A 24,896-nucleotide genomic window follows, 5' to 3' on the forward strand; every position below is an offset into this window, starting at 1 on the left:
TGATACGAATGTAATTAATCGAGCTGAGTGCCAGCTTTATTCTCTTGTGCACGTTTAGGCGCATCTTTACGACGTTGCTCCAAATCAGCCGCCCTCGCCGCTGCCGCTTTTTGCTTTTCATCGAACTCGCGTTGATTATCAACCCGCTCAGCAGCTTTTTCTGGGGAAGCACGTTCCGCTATTCGCTTTTGATCATCCTGATCTTTAATGCTCTTACGTAAATTACGTTGTACCTCATGCAAGGCGCGCTCTTGCTCGCTGATCGGATCAATCTCTTTACGGTAATCAGCTCTTGCACTACGCAAACAATAGTTGACCCAGTAATTTTGATAACACTCAGAAGAGGCTTTACCCCAACGATACTTAGCCCAGTCGCGTTGGAGCTCTAACTCTTGCTCTATCTTGTCTAATTTCTTGAGCTCAGCCTCTTCTGCTGGAGTGGCTAAAGCAAGTCCACCAACAGAAGTGCTGAGTAAAAATATTGCTGAGAATATTTTTAAGCAAGAAAAAATATCTTTCCTCAAATTTCCACCTTGGCACCCAACTCAACCAAACGGTTCGCTGGAATTTTGAAGAAATCGGATTGACGACCCGCATTTTGGTACATCCAAGCAAACAAGCGCTCACGCCAAATAGCCATACCAGGCAAGCTAGTGGGAACAATCGTGTCTTTTGAAAGAAAGAAGGAAGTGTTCATCAAATCAAATTTCAAATCAAACTGACTTTCAAGCAAGGCCAAAATTTGATTGGCATCTGGAGTTTCTTTAAATCCGTAAACTGCGCGCACCACATAAATATTTGGACCCAACTCTTTCAGAGTAAGCCTTTGGTCATCATTTACATAAGGCACGTCCCAAATGCTGCACTTGAGGAAAAAGACTCGATCATGCAGGATATGGTTATGTTTGAGGTTATGTAAAAAAGAGACTGGAAGGTAGTCCACATGGGCAGTGAGGAAAATAGCAGTACCCTCAACACGATGTGGCGGATTCTGTAATAAGCTGGTGATAAAAGTATCGAGTCGAATCCCCTCGTCGAGCACGCGTTTGCGAACAATTTGACGGCCCTGGTACCAAGTCATCATTAACAAGAAGCAGATCGAAGCAATTGCTACTGGGAACCAACCACCCTCAAGCAACTTGACAAGATTAGCAGTGAAGAAGCCAACATCAATGATCAAGAAGCAGCTGATAATGATGGCTACCAAAATGGAATTCCATTTCCATAAGGCCTTCATCACTACCGCAGCCAACAAAGTGGTCAGGAGCATTGTGGTTGATACTGCGACACCATAGGCATTCGCCAAGTTTTCTGACTTCTTGAAAGCCAAAACAATACCAATCACAACAAAACAAAGTACCCAATTAATAAAGGGAACATAAATCTGCCCTTTTTCTTTATCTGAAGTGAATGCGATCTTCATGCGCGGCAAAAAGCCAAGCAAAATAGCTTCACTTGTCATCGAATAAGCCCCAGAGATACAGGCCTGAGAGGCAATGACTGTAGCCAGGGTTGCCAATACAACTAATGCAAAAGTATAGGATTCTGGAACCATCATAAAAAATGGGTTTGCAACTGTCTCCGGGTGAGCTAAGAGCATTGCTCCTTGACCAAAGTAATTAATCAGCAAACAAGGCATCACCAATAAGAACCAGCCGTACTTGATTGGGCGAATGCCAAAGTGCCCCATATCAGCATACAAAGCCTCAGCGCCGGTAAGAACCAAAAAGATCGATCCGGTGACTGCAAAAGCAATCCCTGCATCCTGCGTCATGAATTTAAATGCATGAATCGGATTTAAAGCAGCAATAATTTGCGGTGCATCCTGAATTTGATTAAAGCCCATCAAAGCCAGGGAAGCAAACCAAACCAACATGACGGGACCAAATAGCGCACCTACTACTGAAGTCCCTTTTTTCTCGAATAAAAATAGGCACAACAAAATCCCAATCGTGATGGGAAGTACGTAGGGGATAAAACTATCAGAGACCACTGTGGTGCCCTCAATGGCAGAGAGAACAGAAATAGCAGGCGTAATGACGGCATCGCCATAAAAAAGACAGGCGCCTAAAACACCAACGATCATGATCACAATGGATCGCTTGGAGTTAGTCTTAGCAGTTCGCAAAGCCAGCGCCATGAGAGACAGAATGCCACCCTCGCCATGGTTATTTGCCCGCATCACAAACAATAAATACTTAAGCGATACCACCAAAATAAATGACCAAAAAATCATAGAGATGACACCAAAGATGGAGTCGGGTGTCATCGGAATGCCGTTTTGAGGATCAAAGCAAACCTTTAAAGCATAGAGCGGACTAGTGCCAATATCGCCGAACACAATACCAATTGCGCCAAGTGCCAATGTCGCCAAGCCACCTTTCTGATGATGATCTGAACCTTGTATATCAACAGGGCGTAATATTTCTGATTGTGAAAATTCAGGATTGCTAACTGACATGAATGATCCTTGTGTGGGCTAAATATTCAACATATTGCGTGGCAATATGTTACTCCTTATAAGCGGCTATTAAATTTGGAATTTCTACTTAAAAACCGCTTATTTATGCGTCTTTTGCAGGAATACCTCGACAGAGAGGGTCAAAAAATGGTAGAATTTCAGCTTCAGACGCGGGGTGGAGCAGTCTGGCAGCTCGTCGGGCTCATAACCCGAAGGTCGTAGGTTCAAATCCTGCCCCCGCAACCAGTAATTCAGTACTAAGCCCTTAATTTTTAAGGGCTTTTTGCTTTTTTGGCTATTTAGAACTGCTCTACTTCTAAAGCATTAGTCGAGTGGCCACCTTCAACTATAGAAGTTGCCAAGGCTCCAGCTTGAGGTAATAGGTTTTCTGCAAAGAAACGAGCCGTCGCTATCTTGGTGTTATAGAAAACGGGATCACTGTCACGCAGACGCTCTGCAGCTAATAAGGCACGTGCCATTTGCCATGCCCCCAGAACCAGGCCAGATAAACGCAGATAAGCAAAGCTACCGGCATAGACGGCTTTGGTATCGCTCTTCGCATTTGCCAAGATATAGGCTACAGCCGCTTCAAATGCAGCACGTCCTGCGGTCAATTGCTTGAGAACCGCCATTGCATCTGGAGTACCGCTAGCTGCCAGTGCTTTTTCAGTTTCAGCAATTCTTTGTGAAAGTGCTTTTGCAGTTGCCCCGCCATCCCGAACTGTTTTTCTGCCAACCAAATCATTCGCCTGGATCGCAGTGGTGCCTTCATAGATTGTCAAAATACGGGCATCACGATAATGCTGTGCGGCACCCGTCTCTTCAATGAACCCCATACCGCCATGAACTTGTACACCCAGGCTTGCAACTTCAATCGACATCTCGGTTGAGAAACCCTTTACGATCGGCACCAAGAATTCATATATGGATTGATTGGATTTACGAACGTCCTCATCTGGCGCAGCGTGTTGCGCATCATATGCAGCAGCAGCGTAATACGCTAAGGCACGAGAAGCCTCTACATAAGCGCGCATCGTCATCAACATGCGTTTAACATCCGGCTGATGGATGATTGCGACAGGGCCGTCAGACCCCGCTAAATCACGACTTTGTACGCGATCCTTCGCGTATTGCACTGCCTTTTGATAAGCTCGCTCTGCAACGGCAATGCCTTGCATGCCTACCGCAAAACGAGCAGCATTCATCATGACGAACATGTATTCGAGGCCACGATTTTCTTCGCCAACTAAATAGCCAATTGCGCCACCATGATCACCAAACTGCAGTACAGCTGTTGGGCTCGCCTTGATGCCAAGCTTATGCTCAATCGAGACGCAATGAACATCATTACGCTCACCCAAAGAACCATCAGCGTTCACTAAAAACTTAGGTACGACAAATAGAGAAATTCCTTTAACGCCCTCAGGTGCATCTGGGGTTCTGGCTAACACTAAATGAATAATATTCTTAGCCATATCGTGCTCACCATAGGTGATATAGATCTTGGTGCCAAATATCTTATAAGTGCCGTTGCCCTCAGGCACCGCTTTAGAACGCACCATCGATAAATCAGAACCCGCTTGCGGTTCCGTTAAGCACATGGACCCCGTCCACTCACCAGCGATCATGCTTGGCACAAATTGCTCTTGTAACTCTGGGCTTGCAGCAGTCAACAAGGCTTCAATTGCGCCGTCAGTCAACATCGGGCATAAAGCAAAGGACAGGCTAGCGGAATGGACCATCTCAAAACAGGCAGTCGCAATGAGTTTTGGAAGGCCTTGGCCACCAAACTCCGCAGGATGAATAACGCCTTGCCATCCAGCAGAACCAAATTGCTCAAATGCCTCTTTAAAACCAGGAGTTGTTGTGACAACACCATCTTTTAGTGAACTAGGCTTTTGATCTCCAATCCAGTTCAGCGGCGCGACCACGTCTTGATTGAACTTGGCGGATTCTTCCAAGATAGCTGGCGCTAAATCAACATCAGCACCTGCCTCTGCATAGGAAGGGTAAGCCACTACTTCAGATAGTCCCGCTAATTCATTCATTACGAACAACATATCTTTAACGGGGGCTACGTATGGCATTACTACTCCTATGATTTGAGATCAATCAGCAATTGAAAATTACGAGAGGGCATTCGTTAGCTCAGGCACAGCAGTGAAAAGATCGGCAACTAAACCATAATCAGCTACACCAAAAATAGGAGCCTCTGGGTCTTTATTGATTGCTACGATGACCTTGGAATCCTTCATGCCAGCTAGGTGCTGGATCGCACCAGAGATGCCAACAGCCACATACAGTTGTGGGGCAACAATCTTGCCTGTTTGACCAACCTGATAATCATTAGGCACATAACCAGCATCGACCGCAGCACGTGAAGCACCTAAGGCTGCACCAAGTTTGTCAGCCAACGGAACAACCAGCTCTTGATACTTCTCACCCGAACCTAAACCACGTCCGCCCGAGACAATAATTTTGGCTGCAGTCAGCTCAGGGCGATCTGATTTAGTGAGTTCACGACCTACAAAAGAAGATTTACCAGCACTTTGTGCAACGGCTGCTTTTTCAATAACCGCAGATCCGCCAGTAGCTGCGACTGGATCAAAACCGGTAGTGCGAACGGTGATGATCTTTACTGGGTCACTAGATTGGACGGTAGCGATAGCATTACCTGCGTAGATAGGACGCTCAAAAGTATCTGGTGAGACTACTTTAGTAATGTCTGATAACTGGGCTACGTCTAACTTTGCCGCTACTCTAGGAAGTACGTTCTTACCGCCAGCAGTTGCTGGGGCCAAGATATGGCTATAGCCGATCGCAAGCGAGAGAATCTGTGCCGTTAAAGGTTCAGCTAATTGATCCGCTAAAGCAGAATCATCTATTTGAATGACCTTACGTACACCAGCGATTTGCGCTGCAGCAGCCACAGCAGCATCTGATTCATTGCCAGCAATTAGTACATCCACCTCAGGAGAGCACTGCAACGCAGCAGCAACGGCATTTAAGGTAGCCGCTTTTAAGGATTGATTGTCGTGTTCAGCAATTACAAGAGCAGCCATTTAAATCACCTTCGCTTCATTTTTGAGTTTCTCTACAAGGGCTGCAACATCAGCAACCATGACACCGGCACTACGCTTTGGCGGCTCTTCAACTTTGAGAGTCTTTAAGCGCGGGGCAATATCGACGCCAAGCTCTTCAGGCTTAACGATGTCAATCGCTTTCTTCTTGGCTTTCATAATGTTGGGCAGGGTTACGTAACGTGGCTCATTGAGACGCAAGTCAGTAGTGATAACTGCAGGCAACGTGAGGGCAATCGTCTCTAGACCGCCATCCACTTCACGGGTCACGGTAGCTTTGCCATCGGCAATGACTACCTTGGAAGCAAAGGTAGCTTGTGGAACATCCAAAAGACTGGCTAACATCTGACCAGTTTGATTGCTATCGTCATCAATTGCTTGCTTACCAAGAATGATGATCTGAGCCTGTTCTTTCTCGGAGAGGGCCTTGAGGATTTTGGCAACGGCTAAAGGCTGTAACTCAGCGTCAGTCTCAACCAAAATAGCGCGGTCCGCACCAATCGCCATTGCTGTGCGTAGAGTTTCCTGGCACTGAGTCACACCTGCGGTAACAACCACCACTTCAGTTGCTACGCCAGCCTCTTTAAGGCGTACTGCTTCTTCAACTGCGATCTCATCAAAGGGGTTCATACTCATTTTGACGTTAGCAATATCGACGCCAGAGTTATCTGACTTCACTCGAACTTTGACGTTGTAATCAACAACACGTTTAACCGCAACTAAGATCTTCATCTGACTTTCACAATCCTCAATCTTTACAAAAACACGATTTGTTTAAAAACTCGGGAAACCACTATTTTACCGCCCTCACCACTGACCTAGACATCAATAGCGGTGGCTGAGCCTGCCTGCTTACGAAGCTCAAATTTCTGAATTTTTCCGGTGGAGGTCTTTGGAAGCTCCCCAAAAACAATTGCCCTGGGCACCTTAAAGCCAGCCAAGTGCTGTTTGCAATGGGCGATGATGTCCTCTGGAGTGACCTGGATGCCTGACTTGATCTCCAAAAAGGCGCAAGGGGTTTCTCCCCACTTCGGATCCGGCTTCGCCACCACTGCGGCAGCAATTACCGCTGGATGACGATAGAGCACATCCTCCACTTCAACAGAAGAAATATTTTCTCCGCCAGAAATAATGATGTCTTTGCTGCGGTCCTTCATCTTCACATAGCCGTCAGGATTCATAACCGCTAAATCGCCAGAATGAAACCAACCACCTTCAAACGCCTCTTTGGTTGCCTTTTCGTTCTTAAGATAACCCTTCATCGCAATATTGCCCTTAAACATAATCTCACCCATGGTTTCTCCATCGGCAGGAACGGGCTGCATTGTTTCGGGGTCAAGCACAGCGATTGCTTGTTGCATGTGGTAACGAACACCTTGACGCGCATTCAAACGAGCGCGCTCACTAATATCTACATCATTCCACTCGTCTTGCTTTACGCATACCGCTGCAGGACCATAGACCTCGGTCAAACCATAGACGTGTGTTAAATCAAATCCTAACTTTTCCATACCTTCAATAATGGAGGCAGGGGGCGCAGCTCCAGCAATCAAACCCTTCACACCTGCTGGCACTCCTTCTTTGAGTTCATCGGGAGCATTGACTAAAAGGTTATGTACGATCGGCGCCGCGCAGTAATGTGTGACGTCATGCTCTTTAATTGCTGCAAATATATGTTGTGCATCAACACGACGCAAGCAAACATTGACCCCGGCACGAGCAGCAATTGTCCATGGGAAACACCAGCCATTGCAATGAAACATTGGCAGAGTCCACAAGTACACGGGATGCTTATTGATATCCCAATCCAAAATGTTCGAAACCGCATTAATGGCAGCGCCACGATGGTGATACACCACCCCTTTAGGATTGCCGGTAGTGCCAGAGGTGTAATTCAAACAGATTGCTTGCCATTCATCTGCAGGCACTTGCCACACAAATTGTGGTTCACCCTCTGCAAGTAATTGTTCGTAAGTCAGCTTGCCTAACTTATCGCCAGGCACGTCATATTCTTTTTCTTCAACATCAATTACCAGAAACTCGCGACCAGTTTCCTGCTTGGCGATCTCAAGCGCTTTTTTCATCACTCCAGAAAACTCCGGATCCACAATGACTACTTTTGCCTCGCCATGATTGAGCATAAAAGCAATGGATTCTGGATCCAAGCGAGTATTTAAGGCATTTAGTACTGCCCCCGCCATTGGGATGCCAAAGTGCGCCTCGACCATGGGTGGCGTGTTGGGCAACATTACAGCAACCGTATCTCCAAGACCAATGCCATGCTTTTGCAAGGCGCTAGCTAGGCGACGGCAGCGCTCATACGTTTGTGACCAGGTTTGACGCAACTTGCCATGAATCACTGCAACCTTGTTTGGATAGATCTGAGCAGATCTCTCTAAAAACAATAGTGGAGTAATTGGAGTGTAGTTAGCAGAATTGCGCTCTAAACCTTGTTCATAAATATTTGCCATCATCTACTTTCAATAACACTACTTTTTAAATATCAGCCAATGCTCTAACGTGAGCAACTACGCTACGCCCTAAGGCAGATAAGTTATAACCACCCTCTAAGCAACTCACAATTCGGTTATTAGCATACTGATGTGCGATTTCTTTCAGGCGCTTGGTGATCCATACATAATCATCCTCGACTAAACCCATTTGACCCAAGTCATCTTCGCGATGAGCATCGAAGCCAGCTGAAATAATGATCAGTTGCGGTTCAAAATTGCGCAAAGCTGGTAACCACTTTTCTTCAACAATCGATCGCACAACATCACCGCGAGTTGCCGCTGGCAAGGGCACGTTGACCATATTATTGGCGTGATCGAGTCCGCTATAAGGATAAAAAGGGTGCTGGAAAAAACTGCACATCATGACATTAGGGTCATTGAAAAATGCTGCTTCAGTGCCGTTGCCATGGTGCACATCAAAATCAATAATTGCTACACGCTCAATGCCATATTCTTCCATTGCATACCGGGCAGCGATGGCAACGTTGTCAAATAAACAAAAGCCCATTGAACGGGTTGGCTCAGCATGATGGCCTGGAGGTCTTACTGCGCAAAAGACGTTCTCAACCTCACCTTTCATGACTGCATCAACGCCAGCAATTGCAGCACCAGCTGCGCGTAATGCAGCTTGCCAAGTGTGTGGATTCATAATCGTATCGCCATCCAACATGGAATAACCACTTTGGGGGGCCTGCTCTTTGACAAAAGCAATATGGTCAGGGCTATGGACTAACTCGAGCTGATCTTCACTGGCTAAGGGCGCATCCAGGTGCTGAACAAAGCGATCTACCCCACTACGAATCATCTGGTCATTGATTGCCTGAATCCGCTCAGGGCATTCTGGATGATGACTTCCCATCTCATGTTTCAGAAAATCGGGATGAGTTATGTATCCTGTTGTCATTAGTTGTAATCCTCAATAGCAAAACTGTCGTTTTTATAATCTAATTAATTGTGCTTAATTCTCTACAACTTATATCCTTGCGTATGCGCTTTCGTGTCTCCTACCTACTTTTAGCGCTTGCTCTTGGGGCCTGCTCTAGCGCCCCCACACAGCAAAGCAATACCCAACAGCCCATCGTAAACCAAGCCGATGATGCAGCCACTGAAGCCAGTTATAGCCAAAATCTGAAGGCCTTACTGAGCCAAGTTTCTCAAACTCAAGAAATCCCCCTACAGACCCTAGAAAATGGCTTCTTAGATGCTAAAACGATTCCTTCAATACGCAAATTGGTATTACCCCCATCGGGCACCTTTAAGAAGAACTGGCTGGTTTACCGCAAGCGCTTTGTTGAGCCTATACGCCTGAAAGCCGGAAAGGTCTTTTGGGATGAAAACCAAACGTTTTTAAGCCAAGTAGAGCAAGATTCTGGTGTGCCTGCTGAGATCATTGTGGCCATTATCGGAATTGAGACCATTTATGGACGCCAAACGGGGGGTTTTCGGGTCAAAGATGTTTTATCTACCTTAGCCTTTAGCTATCCAGATACGCCCAATAAGCCTGCCAGAGAACAACTATTTAAGGATCAACTCCAAGAACTCATTCTGATGTGCTGGACTGATGCTGGCGGCAAATTGCCCGCTCAAAACAGAAGTCAGGGTCTCAATGCTGCTCGCTTTAATTCCTGCCTCAATCAAAACAGCTCCTACGCTGGAGCCATCGGGTTGCCACAATTTATGCCAAGCAGTATTCGGAGCTTTGCAGTCGACGGTGATGGTGATGGTCATATCGATCTTAAGCAAAGTCCTAAAGATGCGATTGCTAGTGTCGCTAACTTTATGAAGAAGCATGGCTGGCAAGCGGGCATGCCGATCTCTTTTCCGGTGCAAGAAAATGGCATCGCTGCCGCCAAAAAATTGGCTGACGGGGAGCCGCAGCTTAAATATACCGTTACAGAACTCGTTGAGAAAGGTATCTTGTTACCGCAACAAGGAGACCTTCAGCGCGGCGGCGTAGAACCCCAAAGCAAGGCATTAATTGTGGATCTACCTTATCCCGATAAAGATGGGATCGATCAAGCACAGTACTTTGTGGGTTTAAATAACTTCTTAACAATTGTTCAATACAACCGGAGTTACTTTTATGCACAAAGCGTAGCAGAGTTTGCTGAAGCCTTAGGCTATAAAAATCAAAGTGTAGTACCCGTTGATGCACCAGAAAAAACGGTTGATCCCAAAAGCGTTGCAGAAAAATCAAAGGCAAAAGCCAAAAAGTCTAGCGCTAAGAAAAAGTTAAAAACGAGTTAAGTAAACTCAATCGATAAGTTAGGCAGGAAAGACGCCTGTAGACAAGTAACGATCACCACGATCGCACACAATAAAGACGATCGTAGCGTTTTCAACTTGGCGAGCAATACGCAAGGCCACCACTAGCGCACCTCCTGCGGAGATACCACAAAAGATGCCTTCTTCAGCGGCCAAGCGCCTTGCCATATCTTCGGCATCTGCTTGTGTCACATACTCAATACGATCTACTCGATCGCCTTGGTAAATCTTCGGCAAATACTCTGGTGCCCATTTGCGAATACCGGGTATCTGAGAGCCCTCTTCTGGCTGAGCGCCAATAATCTGAATCTCCGGGTTCATGGACTTCAGGTAAGTTGATACACCCGTGATTGTTCCTGTAGTACCCATCGCAGAAACAAAATGGGTTACCTGACCATCGGTATCGCGCCAAATCTCTGGACCAGTTGTTTCAATATGAGCACGTGGATTATCTGCATTAGCAAACTGATCAAGCAATCGACCGCGACCTTCACGTTGAAGCTGCATGGCATAGTCTCTAGCAAATTCCATACCTCCAGAGGCGGCAGTCAGAATTAATTCTGCGCCATAAGCAGCCATACTTTGGCGACGCTCAATACTTTGACTTTCAGGCATTACCAATATCATCTTGTAGCCCAGCATTGCAGCTGTCATTGCCAAAGCAATTCCAGTATTACCGCTAGTTGCTTCGATTAAGGTATCACCAGGTTTAATTTCGCCACGCTCTTGGGCGCGCGTGATCATCGACAGCGCAGGTCGGTCCTTAACCGACCCGGCTGGGTTATTACCCTCTAGCTTACCCAAGATCACATTATTTCGATTCTCGTTTTCCAAACCGGGAATACGCTGCAAACGCACCAAAGGCGTATTGCCGACTGTTTGTGAAATCGTTAGGTAAGAAGGTCTGCTCATGAGCCCATTTTAGCCATAAGCAAGCCTATGCTCTGAAGGGCTTAATTTCGGCGCTGTGATGTCGGACGCTCCTGCTGATTCCGATTACCAGCTTGATTACGCGAATTGCGCCTACTAGAGGCACTGCCCTCCTTTTTGGTGCGCCCATTTGGTTCCCGAAAAGAGCTAGGGGCTTCGATCGTTAAGCCGTTATCCACCATCTTTTCGACTGATCTCATACCAATGCCACGTACGCGTTTTTGCAGATCATTGGCATCTTGAAAATGTCCACCATCCGTACGCTCTGTAATGATTGTTTTTGCCTTTGATGGACCAATTCCTTTGATACTCTCCAGCTCTGACTGTGTAGCGGTATTAACATTGATCGGCGAGGCATTGGCCAATCCTAAAGAAGCAATCGCCAGAACTGCTGATACCAAGGCTGATCTCATGAAGCCCGTACTTCTTATGTTGAAACTTTTTGTCATACATTCTCCGTAGTAAATAAAAAATCCACGAACACAAAGTGCGCGTGGATCGTTTACAACGAAGGGATTAATTTTAAGTTGACGGGCTTACAGTGGGTTGGCTAGAAAACCAGAATTTGCCTCCAACCACTCAATATAGCGTCCTACACCTTGCTCAACATTTAAGAAGGGCTCTGTGTAGCCAGCAGCACGCAGCTTGGTTAAATCCGCTTGAGTGAAGCACTGGTATTTGCCTTTGAGCGCTTCCGGGAATGGGATGTATTCAATGACCTTTTCTTTTACCAACTCTTGCAGGGTTGCCGCTTGGGCCTTATCTAGCTTACGCATAGTATTTGCTACTGCATGCGCCACATCATTAAAGGGTTGTGCGCGACCACTGCCTAAATTAAAGATGCCACTAATTTCAGGATGCTCTAGGAAGAAGAGATTTACTTTGACTACGTCCTCTACAGAGACAAAGTCACGGCTCTGCTCTCCGGCAGCATAGCCGCCATATTCACCAAATAGCTTTACATGGCCATTGGCTTTGTATTGATGATATTGATGGAATGCAACTGATGCCATGCGACCTTTGTGTGATTCACGGGGTCCATAGACATTGAAGTAACGAAATCCCACTACTTGCGCTGTGTTGGCATTTTCAGAAAAACGCTTTCGCATCACCTGATCAAATAAGAATTTGGAGTAGCCATAGATATTAAGTGGCTTCTCATGCTCACGACTCTCCACAAACACATCGGAGCCACCATAAGTAGCTGCTGAAGATGCATACAGAAGCTGAACTTTTTGAGCCGTACAAATATCGAGCAAATCCATGGTGTAGCGATAGTTATTCGCCATCATAAAGATGCCATCAGTTTCCATGGTGTCGGAGCAAGCCCCCTCATGAAACACGGCCTTTACCTTGCCTAAGCGACCGCTTCTGAAGGCTTCTAGAAATTCATCTTTATCGAGATAGTCAACGATATCTAGATCGGCTAGATTACGATACTTATCTGCAGGACGTAAGTCATCAACTGCAATAATATTTTTCTCGCCACGCGCATTGAGCGCCTGGACAATATTTGCGCCAATAAAACCGGCGGCGCCAGTTACGATAATAGTCACTGTAATTCCTCTGAAGTAACGGTAGCAGTACCCAACTTACCAACCACAATACCACCAGCCCGATTAGCTAATGCCATCGCTTTTTCTAAAGGCCACTTAGCAGCTAATGCTACAGCCAAGGTTGCAATCACTGTATCCCCAGCACCAGAGACATCAAATACCTCTCTGGCTTGCGCCTTGACGTGACTGACACCAGCCTCGGTATACAAACTCATTCCCTCTTCAGAGCGAGTCAACAGCAATGCCTGAAGATTAAGAGATTTTCTGAGATCTTGCGCTCTTTTACTTAAATCTTCTTCGCTAGTCCATTGCCCAACTACTTGGCGCAACTCGCTACGATTCGGGGTTAAGACAGTGGCGCCACGATACTTTTCATAATCCTCGCCCTTAGGGTCAACCAGGATTACTTTATTTTGTGCTCTTGCCTGCTCAATCATGTGGGCGACTTGACCCAAAGCGCCCTTGCCATAATCCGACAAAATAATGACATCAGCAGACCCGACCAGTTTTTCAAAACGCTCTAATTTATGGGCCAATGCTTTTTCACTGGGCGTTTCTTCAAAATCCAAACGAATGAGTTGCTGTTGACGTGCAATCACACGCAACTTCACAATGGTTGGCACTTCTGCATCAATTTCCAATTGACTATCAACACCACCGGACTTGAGCAAATCAATGACCCGTTGACCTGGCTCATCTTGACCAACAATTCCGAGAATGGTGGTTTGCGCACCTAAGGCAGCGACGTTACGAGCTACGTTGGCTGCTCCACCCAAGCGCTCATCAATCTTGCCAACCTGCACAACTGGTACTGGCGCCTCAGGAGAAATACGATGAGTGTCCCCAAACCAATAGCGATCTAGCATGACATCGCCCACCACTAGTAGACGTGCTTTAGAAAATTGTTCGCGGCTGGCTTTTTCCATTTGAATACTTTTTTATTTTCTTATTACAACTTAATTATGTCGTCCAATGCCGTAGTACTCAATACCCAATTCTTGCATGGCTTGTGGCTCGTACAGATTACGTCCATCAAAAATCACTGGGCGTACTAATTTCTGCATAACCACATCAAAATCAGGACTACGGAAGGCCTTCCATTCAGTCACAATCACCAGTGCGTCACAACCGTCCAAAGCAGCCATTGGGTCTTCAACCATAGAAACCTGCTTTAGACCATCTGGGTTTCCTTGAAAATCCAAATCTAAGCAATGTTTCGCCTCAGGCATCGCCACAGGATCATGAGCTATAACAGTTGCGCCACGCTTTACTAATTCTTGAATAATGACGCGACTTGGTGCTTCACGCATGTCATCGGTATTGGGCTTAAACGCTAAACCCCATAAGGCAAACTTCATGCCCTTGAGATCCTTACCAAAGCGTTTTTCAATCTTTTCTACTAAGACATATTTCTGAATTTCATTAACCGCTTCAACCGCATCTAAAATCTTCAGATCTCGACCATGTTCTTTGGCGGTTTTAGATAAAGCCGATACGTCTTTCGGGAAGCAAGAGCCACCATAGCCAGTGCCAGGATATAAGAAGCCAAAACCAATACGTGAATCCGAGCCAATGCCTTGGCGAACCGCCTCAATATCTGCGCCAACTAGATCAGCTAAGTTCGCTAATTCATTCATAAAGGAGATGCGGGTTGCCAACATCGCATTTGCAGCATACTTTGTTAGTTCTGCACTCTTCACATCCATGTAATAAGTACGCTCATGATGGCGATTAAATGGCGCATAGAGTTTCCGCATCTGGTCCTTAGCACGTAAGCCTGCCGGAGTATTTTCAGTGCCGATCACGATACGATCTGGACGCATAAAGTCTTCTACAGCAGCGCCCTCTTTTAAGAACTCTGGATTAGAAACTACTGAGCAAAGTTCAGCAGGAAGATTACGATTTTCCAGCTCTTCAGTAATCGCTGCAGATACTTTATCCGCAGTGCCCACTGGAACAGTCGATTTATCCACAATCACTTTAGCTGTGGTCATATGACGGCCAATATTACGAGCGGCAGCAACTACATACTGCAAATCAGCTGAACCATCTTCATCTGGAGGTGTTCCTACTGCAATAAATTGAACATCACCATGTGCTACAGAGGCAGCGATATCAGTTGAAAACTGTAAACGACCAGCAGCACGATTGCGCTCGATCATTTCTTTTAGTCCCGGCTCATAGATTGGTACACCACCAGAGTTCAGAATCTCGATCTTCTTTGGGTCCAAATCTAAACAGAAAACATTATTTCCTTGCTCAGCAAGACATGCACCGGTAACCAAACCTACGTAACCACTGCCGACAATCGTAACTTTCAATTGAACTCCTAGTAATGTCTAAGTAACTATTTTTAAATGGTATTACATGGAAGGACCGCTTGGAGCGACACCCTCAGAACGTCTTGGGGAGTATGCCTCCCAATTATTACAACCAGGACACTGCCAATAAAATCTGCGGGCGCGGAAACCACAGTTACCGCAGGTGTAGCGAGCTAAGCTAGTTGTCCGTTCGCGTAAAAGCTTCAAAATGGATTGAAGTTCTAATAATCTTTCAGGACTTGCGCTTCCCTCTTCTAAGGCAAGACGAGTTTCTGCCATCTTAGATAAGGCGCTCAAACTAGGTGAATACTGCATCACCTCAGCCAACATGGCATTGGCAGCTTTGGGGCCGCGAAGTTGCATAAGCTGCTTGTAAACAATATCCAACAACTCGCCAGAGGCTTGTGTCTTGAGCAATTGCAGGAGGAGATCCAATCCCTCATTCGCCTTATCTAAGGTGGCATGAGCTGCCATCCACCGGTCGGCTAATAAATGCATATAAGCGGGATGCGAAGCGGCCACCAAGCTCCAAGCTTCTATGGCTTGTGCTGGGCGTTCTACAGCCACTAAATAGTCGCCTTGCAAAATCAGCGCACGAGCATGATTAGGAACTGCTTGCAAGGCACGTTGAATCGACTGTTCAGCCTCAGCAAGATCTTTACGACGCAGAGCATCTTGACCCAATTCACAATGAAACTGAGCAATCTCAGTACGATGTGATTTTCCTTGCAAGCCCTCGAGCTCACTGGCGGCAATGATAGCTTTTGTCCAATCACGCTCTACTTGATACATCTCCAAGAGACTCTCTTTTGCGGGAACTGCGTACTTACCATCACCCACACGATTTAAGGATGCTTCAGCACGATCCAATAAACCTGCGCGCAAGAAGTCACGACCCAACTCATAAGCAGCGTGATCGCGATCACGCGGTTTTAAATCATCACGATTTGCTAAATGTTGGTGCACTTTAATGGCGCGCTCAGTCTCGCCGCGGCGACGAAATAAATTACCAAGCGAAAAATGTAATTCAACTGTTTCTGGATCCAGCTGGGCAATCTTCACCAGCGTTTCAATCGCCTGATCTGGTTGCTCATTCAATAGCAAACTCAAACCCTTAAAGGTTGAGCGCTGCTGACGCATACGCTCACGCTCATCCATACGATTTTCAAGACGCAAATCCCAACGAGATGCCAACCAGCCAATGCCAAACATGACTGGTAGAAGCAGCAACCAAGAAGTAGCTATCTGAATCATAGCGTGCAGAATCTAAATAAAAAAATGGTCCGAACGGACCACTGAGGATGAGCCAGAATACTAGGCACCAGAACTCTCTTTGGGGCCCGCCTGCTTCAATGGCTTGTAATCAACTCGCTCTCGCAATTCTTTACCAGGCTTAAAGTGCGGAACGCGTTTTTCTGGAATTAATACTTTCTCGCCAGACTTTGGATTGCGTCCAGTGCGTGCAGGACGATGATGAAGCACAAAACTTCCCACGCCACGCAACTCAATACGCTTACCTTCGGCCAATGCTTGAGTCATTGTGTCCAACAATGTCTTTACAGCCAACTCCACGTCCCTAGGCAAAAGCTGCGGAAACTGTTCCGCGAGACTCTCCACTAGTTCGGAGCGGGTAATTGCTTGTTGCTCTTGATCTGTCATGATCTATCAATAAAAAACCGCCGCTCTCCTAATGGAAAGCGGCGATATTGATTTAGCCTTGATTGTCCAATTTTGCTTTTAACAAAGCACCCAAATTGGTTGTGCCAGACTGCGCATCACCTTGGAGCTTGCTCATTGCATCTTGTTGATCAGAGCTGTCTTTTGCTTTGATTGAAAGATTGATAACACGTGACTTACGATCAATATTGATGATCATTGCAGTTACGCTATCGCCTTCTTTCAATACATTGCGTGCATCTTCAACGCGATCGGTTGAGATCTCAGAAGCACGCAAGTAAGCTTCAACTTCATCAGCCAAGTGAATCGTTGCACCCTTAGCATCAACAGCTTTCACAGTACCAGTAACGAGGCTACCCTTGTCGCTGACAGATGTGTAGTTATTGAATGGGTCGCCAGACAATTGCTTGATACCAAGAGAGATGCGCTCTTTCTCAACATCGATTGCCAATACAGTGGCTTCAACTTCATCACCTTTTTTGTATTTCTTAACAGCTTCTTCGCCTGGCTCATTCCATGAGAGGTCTGAGAGGTGAACTAAACCGTCGATACCGCCAGGCAAGCCAATGAACACGCCAAAGTCAGTAATGGACTTGATTGCGCCAGATAACTTATCGCCTTTTTGCTGTGAACGTGCAAACTCTTCCCATGGATTTGCTTTGCACTGCTTGATGCCCAAGCTAATACGACGCTTGTCTTCATCAATATCCAGAACCATTACTTCAACTTCAGTTCCTAATGCAGTAGCTTTGCTTGGAGCAACGTTCTTGTTGGTCCAATCCATTTCTGAAACGTGTACCAAACCTTCAATACCAGATTCGATTTCAACGAATGCGCCGTAATCAGTCAAGTTGGTTACTTTGCCGAATAAACGGGTGTTTGGTGGGTAACGACGAGCGATACCAACCCATGGATCATCACCAAGTTGTTTCACACCAAGGGAAACACGGTTTTTCTCTTGATCGAACTTCAAAATCTTCGCGGTAACTTCTTGACCAACAGTCAACATCTCGCTTGGGTGACGCACACGACGCCATGCCAAATCGGTAATGTGTAAGAGGCCATCGATACCACCGAGGTCAACGAATGCGCCGTAATCAGTGATGTTCTTAACGAGGCCAGTAACAACCGCGCCTTCTTTAAGGTTAGACATCAACTTAGCACGCTCTTCACCTTGGCTAGCTTCAACCACTGCACGACGTGACAACACTACGTTGTTACGCTTGCGGTCGAGCTTAATAACCTTGAACTCCATCGTCTTACCTTCGTAAGGGCTGGTGTCTTTAATTGGGCGTGTATCAACGAGTGATCCAGGCAAGAATGCGCGGATACCGTTAACCATCACAGTCAAGCCGCCTTTAACCTTACCAGTAACAGTACCGGTAACGATCTCAGCTTGCTCGAGAGCTTTTTCCAAATTCAACCATGAAGCCAAGCGTTTAGCTTTGTCACGGGAGAGGATGGTGTCGCCATAGCCGTTTTCGAGGGCGTCAATAGCAACAGAAACGAAATCGCCAGGAGCTACTTCAATCTCGCCAGCGTCGTTATGGAATTCTTCAACAGGAATAAACGCTTCAGACTTTAAGCCAGCGTTAACAACGACGAAGTTATGGTCGATGCGAAGAACTTCAGCCGAAATAACTTGGCCGGTCTTCATATTCGATCGGGTTAATGATTCTTCAAATAATTCTGCAAATGATTCAGACATGTGTATTCACTTTGTGCCGCCAGAAGGCCTGACGGGTTAGGTTAAAAAAGTCTCAAAGAAACACGCTAATGAAATGATCGCGTTGTGGAGTTTCTTAAGACGCCAAAACTACTACCAACTACTTACAAAACTAGGCAATTGAAGATTGATACCAATCTAAAACCGTCTTAACTGCTTGATCTATTGATAAATCTGATGTCTCAAGCACTTTTGCACCATCTGCGACTAACAAGGGTGCGGCACCTCGATTACTATCTCTGGCATCGCGCTCCTGCAAATCCTGCAGTAAGTCAGAAAGTTTAGCAGAAATTCCCTTAGCTATCAATTGCTTATAGCGACGTTCAGCTCTAGCGGCGGCCGTAGCTGTCAGAAAAACCTTCAAAACTGCATCTGGGAATATGACGCTAGCCATATCCCTACCATCGGCCACTAGGCCTGGTAATTGCCGAAAACTGCGTTGCAGACCAACTAAAGCAGATCTAACCTCGGGATGGACAGCCAAAGCCGAGGCTCTCAAGCCGATACTTTCAGTCCGAATAGCATTCGTAACATCCTCATTATTGAGGAAAACCTGGCTATTTTTAAATGAAATCAATAACTTAGGAACTAAAAGGCCTAATTCAGGGCCATTTTTGACGTCAATACCCTCTTTTTCGCTCGCCAAGGCAACCAGTCGATACAGCGCCCCGCTATCCAAATAATGAAAACCGAGCTTCTCCGCAATCAAAGAGGCTACCGTTCCTTTGCCCGAGGCAGTGGGACCATCAATCGCAATGACTGGGTAATGGGTCATCAATTTATTTTGAGTTAGCTCACAACTTTCGCAAATTCAGCGAAATAAGTTGGGAATGTTTTGGCTACGCAATTCGGGTCATTAATCTTCATGGCATTCGGACCAAATGCAGCTAGCGAGAAACACATTGCCATGCGATGGTCATCATAAGTATCAATCCCTTCGCTAGGCGACTTCCAATCTGTTTGCGAGCTTGGGGCTTGCACAACAATGTAGTCGGCACCCTCTTCAACGATCGCGCCAACCTTTTTTAATTCTTTGGCCATGGCGGCAATGCGATCCGTTTCTTTCACGCGCCAACTGGCAATATTATTTAAACGTGTTGGGCCTTCTGCATATAAAGCGGCAACAGCGAGTGTCATCGCAGCATCTGGAATCTCAGTGCAATCAATCGTGATGCCATTGAGTTTTCCATTGACATTCTTCACGCCCGATACTTCAATCCAATCTTCGCCAGCGGTAATGTTGGCACCCATTAAAGCAAGCGCATCCGCAAATGCCACATCCCCTTGAATACTGTCATTACCTACGCCCAGCACTCGTACAGGACCCCCACCAAGAGCGCCAAGGGCCAAGAAGTAAGAAGCCGAGGAGGCATCACCCTCAACCGAGAGCTGTCCGGGGCTCTTGTAAACCGCATTAGATATTTTTGCTGGAATCACAAATGATTGCGCATCTGGAGAAGCTACATTCACACCAAAGCGTGCCATCAATTTCAAAGTAATGTCGATGTAGGGTCGAGAAATTAATTCACCAACTACTTCTATACGTACAGGATTAATTGCGACTAATGGCAAAGCCATCAGCAAAGCCGTTAAGAATTGACTCGACACATCCCCACGCACCCTCACAACATCTTTAATCTGAATATCAGATGCCAAGATGTTGATTGGTGGATAGCCTTCTTGCAATTCGTATTCAATCTTGGCGCCTACTTGACGTAGACCATCAACCAAATCCCGGATGGGTCTTTCGTGCATACGAGCGACCCCAGATAAACGGTAGTTACCACCTTGCATTGCTAGCGCAGCGGTAAGGGGGCGTATGGCTGTGCCTGCATTACCCATAAAGAGATCGGCATCACGCACCGGAAATCTGCCACCACAACCCTCAACCACACAAACTTTGTCAGCTTTATCAGTGACAGATAGACCCAGCTGACGCAAGGCATTGCGCATGACCTGGGTGTCATCTGCATCCAATAAATTCGTAAGGGTTGTCGTCCCAGAGGAAAGCGCAGCTAACAGTAAGGCGCGATTGGAAATACTCTTGGAGCCTGGCAAGACAATTGAGCCATGCGCTCGCTTGAATGGGCCAATACTAATATCGGGCAAACCACTCATTAAATAACATCCAAATCTTGGCGCGCTTTACTTGCCTTATTAAATAATTTCTCCAGGCCAGCGCCATCATTCTCAGCAATTAACTTACGCATATGGTTCACGATCAACAGATACTGGTCCAACTCTTTCAAAATTGCCGTGCGATTACCCAAACAGATGTCGCGCCACATTTCTGGACTGGATGCAGCAATGCGTGTGAAGTCTTTAAAGCCAGCGCCCACGTGGCTAAGCTTTTGATCAGCATCTTCAGAGTTCACAACACTAGCCATCAGAGCGTAGGACAGGATGTGTGGCAAATGAGAGACGGCCGCATAAATCGCATCGTGTTGCACAACACCAATCTTTTTAACCTCGGAACCAACTGATTCCCAAAAACCGGTAATCAACGTTATGTCTTCTGGGGAGTTTTCTTGCAAAGGACAAATAATCGTTTGCTTACCTTGAAATAAATCAGCCTTGGCAGCAGCTGCACCATGCTGTGCGCCACCCGCAATCGGATGAGCCGGCACAAACTGGCATGCTTTTTTACCCAATACTTCTTTGGCAGCCAGAATCACGTCGCCCTTAGTACTGCCCGCATCTGTAATCATGGTGCGCGACTCAAGATGCGGCTCCATCACCTCAAATGCTGCACGCATCTGCGCTACCGGAATACACAGTACGATTACATCTGATTGCTTTGCAGCTTCAACTAAATCAACAACGCCATCAATCGCACCCATCTTTTGCGCTTGATCTAAGTTTTCTTTACTACGACCTACACCCAAGACTTTGTTAACAACGCCCGCTTGCTTAAGAGCCAATCCCAAGGACGCTCCAATCAAGCCAACACCAACAATGGTGACTGTGCCGTAATTACTTGATGGATTAATGATGGTCATTTCAGAATGTCTTTTAAGGCTGCAATGAATGCTGCATTCTCTTCTTGTAAGCCAATAGAGATGCGCAACCATTGTGGCAAGCCATAGTTACCTACTGGGCGAACAATAATGCCGCGCTTGAGTAAGGCCAAGTTGATACGCGCGCCTGCTTGATCATCATCACCTACCTTCACCAAGACAAAGTTTCCGGCAGATGGTAAATACTCGAGACCCAATTCATCAAAGCCTTTGGTTAACTGGGCATAACCAGCGCAATTAAGTTCAAATCCCTGCTGCAGAAATGCTTTGTCCTGAAAGGCGGCAATCGCTGCAGCCTGAGCCAGACTATTCACATTAAAAGGCTGACGTATGCGATTTAATAAATCCGTTAAATGAGCTTGCGCGACGCCGTAACCAATGCGCAGACCAGCTAGCCCATAGGCTTTAGAGAAACTACGTGACAAAATCATATTAGGGAAACGCTTAACCCAAGCAATTGCATCGTAGCGCTGGTCTGGCGTAAGGTATTCGTTATAGGCCTCATCCAAAACCACCACCACATGAGACGGTACAGCCAACAGGAAGTCTTCGATCTCTTTAGCGGTCAAATAACTACCTGTAGGGTTATTTGGATTAGCAACAAAGACCAGCTTCGCCTTGTCACCGGCAGCCTTGATCGCTGCCAACATTGCTGGCAAATCATGGCCATAAGTTGCCGTTGCAGATACTTCCACTGCCTTTGCGCCAACAGCCTGTGTCGCTAGCGGATAAACAGCAAATGCATGTTTAGAGAAAATGATTTCATCATTAGCTTGGGCGACAGCACGTGCTGCCAATTCCAAGATGTCGTTACTACCATTCCCCAAGGTAATCCAGTCGTTTGGAACATCTAATGCAGCGGAGAGAACATTTTTAAGTTCAAAACCATTGGAGTCTGGATAGCGGCCAAGATCACTAGCCGCCTTAAGCATTGCTTCTTGTGCAGACTTTGGCATACCCAATGGGTTTTCATTGGAGGCCAACTTCACAATCTTGTTTTCGTCCAAACCGTACTCGCGAGCAACCTCACTAATAGGTCTACCGCCTACATAAGGCGCAATCGCATGGATATGTTTTAAGCCAATCTTGGAAGTCATTTGAGCTCTACTCAATTTATTTGTTATTGAATCTTGTTGCTAAATCTATTGCGCGATTAGTTACACCGAATGAGGATAGGAGCCCAGGTTCTTATAGAACGCGGCAACCTCTTTGAGTTCTTCCAAAGCCTTCACCACTTTCGCATCATCAGAATGCCCGGCAATATCGATATAGAAGTGATATTCCCAAGTACCCTTACGAGCAGGGCGTGACTCAAAGCGATTCATCGACACACCATGTTTAGCCAAAGGTGCTAATAAGCGATGCACAGCACCAGGCTGGTTATCTACAGAGAGCACTAAAGAAGTTTGATCTTTGCCGGTAGATGAGCATGCATAGTTACCAACAACTACGAAACGTGTGCGGTTATGGGGATCATCTTGGATCTGTGCAGCAACTGCTTGGAGACCGTAGGCTTCCTGCGCAGGATCGCCAGCAATTGCAGCCAGTGTTGGGTCGCTTGCCGCCATACGAGCAGCCTCAGCATTGCTGCTGACTGCTTGACGCTTTAATTGTGGGGCATGGATGCTTAACCATTGCTGGCACTGCGCCAATGCTTGAGCATGAGCGCAAACAGTTGTGACACCATCTAAATTGCCGCTCTTGGTTAAGAGGTGATGACGAATCGGTAGAACAACTTCGCCACTGATACGCATAGAAGAATCTAGAAGCAAATCCAGTGTGCGAGAGATTGCGCCCTCACTGGAGTTCTCAACAGGAACAACGCCAAATTGTGCGGCGCCCTTCTCTACTGCCTTAAATACCTCATCGAGGCTTGCACAAGGCAAACCTGCAATGGAATGTCCAAAATACGTTTGCGCAGCTTGCTCAGAAAAGGTTCCTACTGGACCTAGGTACGCAATGGTTTGACGAGCCTCTAAAGCTCTGCATGCAGACATGACTTCACGCCAAATGGCTGCAATACCATCAGGCAATAAAGGGCCTGCATTGATTGCTTGTAAACGGGCAACGACTTGACGCTCACGCTCAGGACGAAATACTGGCGAGGAAAAACCACCCTTGACATGACCGACTTCCTGCGCAGCTTTTGCACGCTGAGTCAGTAAATCTAAAATTTGCGCATCTAGTGAGTCAATCTTTTCCCGCAAGGGAGCTAAGCGCTGTTCTTCAGTACTCATTAAGCCCGCCTTTCAAAGTCGCGCATAAATTCAACCAAGGCTTTTACGCCTTCAATGGGCATTGCGTTGTAAATACTGGCGCGCATTCCACCTGCAGCTTTGTGGCCGCGTAAGGCAACCAAACCAGCAGCATTGGACTGTGCCAGAAATTCTGCGTTTAGGTTCTCATCTTTTAAGAAGAAAGTCACGTTCATGCGTGAGCGATATTCTTTAGTAACGCGATTTTCATACAGACTGCTTTGATCTAAGAAGTTGTAAAGCAAAGCGGCCTTTTCTTGGTTGCGTTTCTCCATTGCTTTAACGCCACCCTGCTTGAGCAACCATTTAAAGCCCAAGCCAGCCATGTAGATTGAGAATGTAGGGGGCGTATTGATCATGGATTGGGTGTTGGCCTGAACTGACCAATCCCAAATCGTCGGCGTGATACCCATGCTATGGCCCAGCAAATCTTTGCGAACAATCACAATCGTCACGCCAGAGGGTCCAATATTCTTTTGCGCGCCACCAAACCAAACAGCACACTGATTCACATCCATCTCTTTAGAAAGAATATTGCTAGAAATATCCGCCACTAAAGGAACATCGCCAACATTTGGCACATCTGAAAACTCAACACCGCCAATAGTTTCATTAGCGCAGTAGAGAACATAGGCTGCATCATTCGATAGTTTCCAAGAACTTCTTGGAGGAATTGTGTTGAATTTTTCAGCAGCAGAAGATGCCACCAAATTAGCAGTGCCGTACTTTTGCGCTTCTTTGAAGGACTTCTCAGACCATATGCCAGTAACAATGTAATCCGCCTTAGGGCCATTCTTGGCCAAAGGCATTAAGTTCATTGGGATCGCCGCATTCTGACCAAGACCACCACCTTGTAGTAGCAAGATCTCGTAGGTATCGGGGATATTCATCAAGGTACGTAGATCCTGCAAAGTCTCTTCGTACACTTCCATGAATTCTTTACTGCGGTGACTAATCTCCATCACGCTCGTACCGAGTCCACGCCAATTGAGCATTTCATCAGCAGCCTGCTTCAATACCTCTTCAGGCAAAGTAGCAGGCCCCGCAGCGAAATTGAAGATGCGGCGGTCAAAAGTCATAGCGTTACTAGTCTTG

General features: G+C 46.4%; 21 protein-coding genes, 1 tRNA gene and 1 pseudogene. 2 read left to right on the plus strand and 21 right to left on the minus strand.

Annotated features, from left to right (window positions below; genetic code table 11):
* Nucleotides 1–14: 14 nt before the first annotated feature.
* Entirely contained in the window at nucleotides 15–524 is a 510-nt protein-coding gene (locus FD961_RS06770; RefSeq protein WP_215393198.1) for a hypothetical protein, read from the minus strand.
* Nucleotides 521–2,461: a potassium transporter Kup gene (locus FD961_RS06775; protein WP_215393199.1), complete on the minus strand. Its 1,941-nt coding sequence runs from the start codon at nucleotides 2,459–2,461 to the stop codon at nucleotides 521–523. The genes FD961_RS06770 and FD961_RS06775 overlap by 4 nt, the downstream gene beginning before the upstream one ends.
* 169 nt (nucleotides 2,462–2,630) lie before the next feature.
* Here FD961_RS06775 and FD961_RS06780 point away from each other — a divergent pair.
* A tRNA-Met gene (locus tag FD961_RS06780) sits at nucleotides 2,631–2,707 on the plus strand.
* Nucleotides 2,708–2,760: 53 nt separating this feature from the next.
* On the opposite strand, the gene FD961_RS06785 is transcribed toward FD961_RS06780, so the two are convergent.
* The 5 genes from FD961_RS06785 to FD961_RS06805 form a co-directional block, all read right to left on the minus strand.
* Nucleotides 2,761–4,548, minus strand: a complete 1,788-nt coding sequence (locus FD961_RS06785) for an acyl-CoA dehydrogenase (RefSeq protein WP_215393200.1) — start codon at nucleotides 4,546–4,548, stop codon at nucleotides 2,761–2,763.
* Nucleotides 4,549–4,587: 39 nt separating this feature from the next.
* Nucleotides 4,588–5,523 carry an electron transfer flavoprotein subunit alpha/FixB family protein gene (locus FD961_RS06790; RefSeq protein ID WP_215393201.1) on the minus strand — a complete coding sequence of 312 codons (936 nt, stop codon included), beginning with the start codon at nucleotides 5,521–5,523 and terminating at the stop codon, nucleotides 4,588–4,590.
* Nucleotides 5,524–6,273: an electron transfer flavoprotein subunit beta/FixA family protein gene (locus FD961_RS06795; protein ID WP_215393202.1), complete on the minus strand. Its 750-nt coding sequence runs from the start codon at nucleotides 6,271–6,273 to the stop codon at nucleotides 5,524–5,526. It lies immediately after the preceding gene.
* Between the two features lie 86 nt (nucleotides 6,274–6,359).
* Nucleotides 6,360–8,012: an acyl-CoA synthetase gene (locus tag FD961_RS06800; RefSeq protein WP_215394391.1), complete on the minus strand. Its 1,653-nt coding sequence runs from the start codon at nucleotides 8,010–8,012 to the stop codon at nucleotides 6,360–6,362.
* A gap of 25 nt (nucleotides 8,013–8,037) precedes the next feature.
* The gene (locus FD961_RS06805; RefSeq protein ID WP_071465309.1) at nucleotides 8,038–8,958 is read right to left on the minus strand and encodes a histone deacetylase family protein; all 921 of its coding nucleotides are present in this window, start codon (nucleotides 8,956–8,958) and stop codon (nucleotides 8,038–8,040) included.
* Nucleotides 8,959–9,041: 83 nt separating this feature from the next.
* Between FD961_RS06805 and FD961_RS06810 the strand changes: the two genes are divergently transcribed.
* Entirely contained in the window at nucleotides 9,042–10,301 is a 1,260-nt protein-coding gene (locus FD961_RS06810; protein WP_215393203.1) for a lytic transglycosylase domain-containing protein, read from the plus strand.
* 18 nt (nucleotides 10,302–10,319) lie between these two features.
* On the opposite strand, the gene cysM is transcribed toward FD961_RS06810, so the two are convergent.
* The 14 genes and pseudogenes from cysM to serC all read right to left on the minus strand — a co-directional run bounded on the left by cysM (nucleotide 10,320) and on the right by serC (nucleotide 24,880).
* Nucleotides 10,320–11,231: a cysteine synthase CysM gene (cysM, locus tag FD961_RS06815; RefSeq protein WP_215393204.1), complete on the minus strand. Its 912-nt coding sequence runs from the start codon at nucleotides 11,229–11,231 to the stop codon at nucleotides 10,320–10,322.
* A 41-nt stretch (nucleotides 11,232–11,272) separates the two neighbouring features.
* Entirely contained in the window at nucleotides 11,273–11,662 is a 390-nt protein-coding gene (locus FD961_RS06820) for a helix-hairpin-helix domain-containing protein (protein ID WP_251371245.1), read from the minus strand.
* Nucleotides 11,663–11,785: 123 nt separating this feature from the next.
* Nucleotides 11,786–12,805 carry an ADP-glyceromanno-heptose 6-epimerase gene (gene rfaD / locus FD961_RS06825; RefSeq protein ID WP_215393206.1) on the minus strand — a complete coding sequence of 340 codons (1,020 nt, stop codon included), beginning with the start codon at nucleotides 12,803–12,805 and terminating at the stop codon, nucleotides 11,786–11,788.
* Nucleotides 12,802–13,731 carry a D-glycero-beta-D-manno-heptose-7-phosphate kinase gene (gene rfaE1, locus FD961_RS06830; RefSeq protein ID WP_215393207.1) on the minus strand — a complete coding sequence of 310 codons (930 nt, stop codon included), beginning with the start codon at nucleotides 13,729–13,731 and terminating at the stop codon, nucleotides 12,802–12,804. Before rfaE1 ends, rfaD begins: the two co-directional genes overlap by 4 nt.
* Nucleotides 13,732–13,761: 30 nt before the next feature.
* A complete protein-coding gene (locus FD961_RS06835) occupies nucleotides 13,762–15,126 on the minus strand; it encodes a UDP-glucose/GDP-mannose dehydrogenase family protein (RefSeq protein WP_215393208.1) in 1,365 nt (454 codons plus the stop codon).
* A 42-nt stretch (nucleotides 15,127–15,168) separates the two neighbouring features.
* Nucleotides 15,169–16,380, minus strand: coding sequence for a lipopolysaccharide assembly protein LapB (lapB, locus tag FD961_RS06840; protein ID WP_215393209.1), 1,212 nt, complete (start codon nucleotides 16,378–16,380; stop codon nucleotides 15,169–15,171).
* A 66-nt stretch (nucleotides 16,381–16,446) separates the two neighbouring features.
* A pseudogene (locus FD961_RS06845) lies at nucleotides 16,447–16,785 on the minus strand (integration host factor subunit beta); the annotation flags it as partial.
* A 52-nt stretch (nucleotides 16,786–16,837) separates the two neighbouring features.
* Nucleotides 16,838–18,511 carry a 30S ribosomal protein S1 gene (gene rpsA, locus FD961_RS06850; RefSeq protein WP_011902345.1) on the minus strand — a complete coding sequence of 558 codons (1,674 nt, stop codon included), beginning with the start codon at nucleotides 18,509–18,511 and terminating at the stop codon, nucleotides 16,838–16,840.
* Between the two features lie 130 nt (nucleotides 18,512–18,641).
* Nucleotides 18,642–19,304, minus strand: a complete 663-nt coding sequence (gene cmk, locus FD961_RS06855; protein ID WP_071465301.1) for a (d)CMP kinase — start codon at nucleotides 19,302–19,304, stop codon at nucleotides 18,642–18,644.
* Nucleotides 19,305–19,318: 14 nt separating this feature from the next.
* On the minus strand, nucleotides 19,319–20,647 hold the full coding sequence (aroA, locus tag FD961_RS06860; RefSeq protein ID WP_371817147.1) for a 3-phosphoshikimate 1-carboxyvinyltransferase: 1,329 nt from the start codon (nucleotides 20,645–20,647) through the stop codon (nucleotides 19,319–19,321).
* Nucleotides 20,647–21,528, minus strand: a complete 882-nt coding sequence (locus FD961_RS06865; protein ID WP_215393211.1) for a prephenate dehydrogenase/arogenate dehydrogenase family protein — start codon at nucleotides 21,526–21,528, stop codon at nucleotides 20,647–20,649. Before FD961_RS06865 ends, aroA begins: the two co-directional genes overlap by 1 nt.
* Nucleotides 21,525–22,643 (minus strand): histidinol-phosphate transaminase, encoded by a 1,119-nt coding sequence (gene hisC, locus FD961_RS06870; protein WP_215393212.1) that lies wholly within the window; start codon nucleotides 22,641–22,643, stop codon nucleotides 21,525–21,527. The genes FD961_RS06865 and hisC overlap by 4 nt, the downstream gene beginning before the upstream one ends.
* A 60-nt stretch (nucleotides 22,644–22,703) precedes the next feature.
* Nucleotides 22,704–23,783 carry a prephenate dehydratase gene (pheA, locus tag FD961_RS06875; RefSeq protein ID WP_215393213.1) on the minus strand — a complete coding sequence of 360 codons (1,080 nt, stop codon included), beginning with the start codon at nucleotides 23,781–23,783 and terminating at the stop codon, nucleotides 22,704–22,706.
* Nucleotides 23,783–24,880, minus strand: a complete 1,098-nt coding sequence (gene serC / locus FD961_RS06880) for a 3-phosphoserine/phosphohydroxythreonine transaminase (RefSeq protein ID WP_215393214.1) — start codon at nucleotides 24,878–24,880, stop codon at nucleotides 23,783–23,785. Before serC ends, pheA begins: the two co-directional genes overlap by 1 nt.
* Between the last annotated feature and the right edge of the window lie 16 nt (nucleotides 24,881–24,896).

Origin of the sequence: Polynucleobacter sp. TSB-Sco08W16 (genome assembly GCF_018687455.1) — a bacterium.
In the GTDB taxonomy this organism is placed as follows: domain Bacteria; phylum Pseudomonadota; class Gammaproteobacteria; order Burkholderiales; family Burkholderiaceae; genus Polynucleobacter.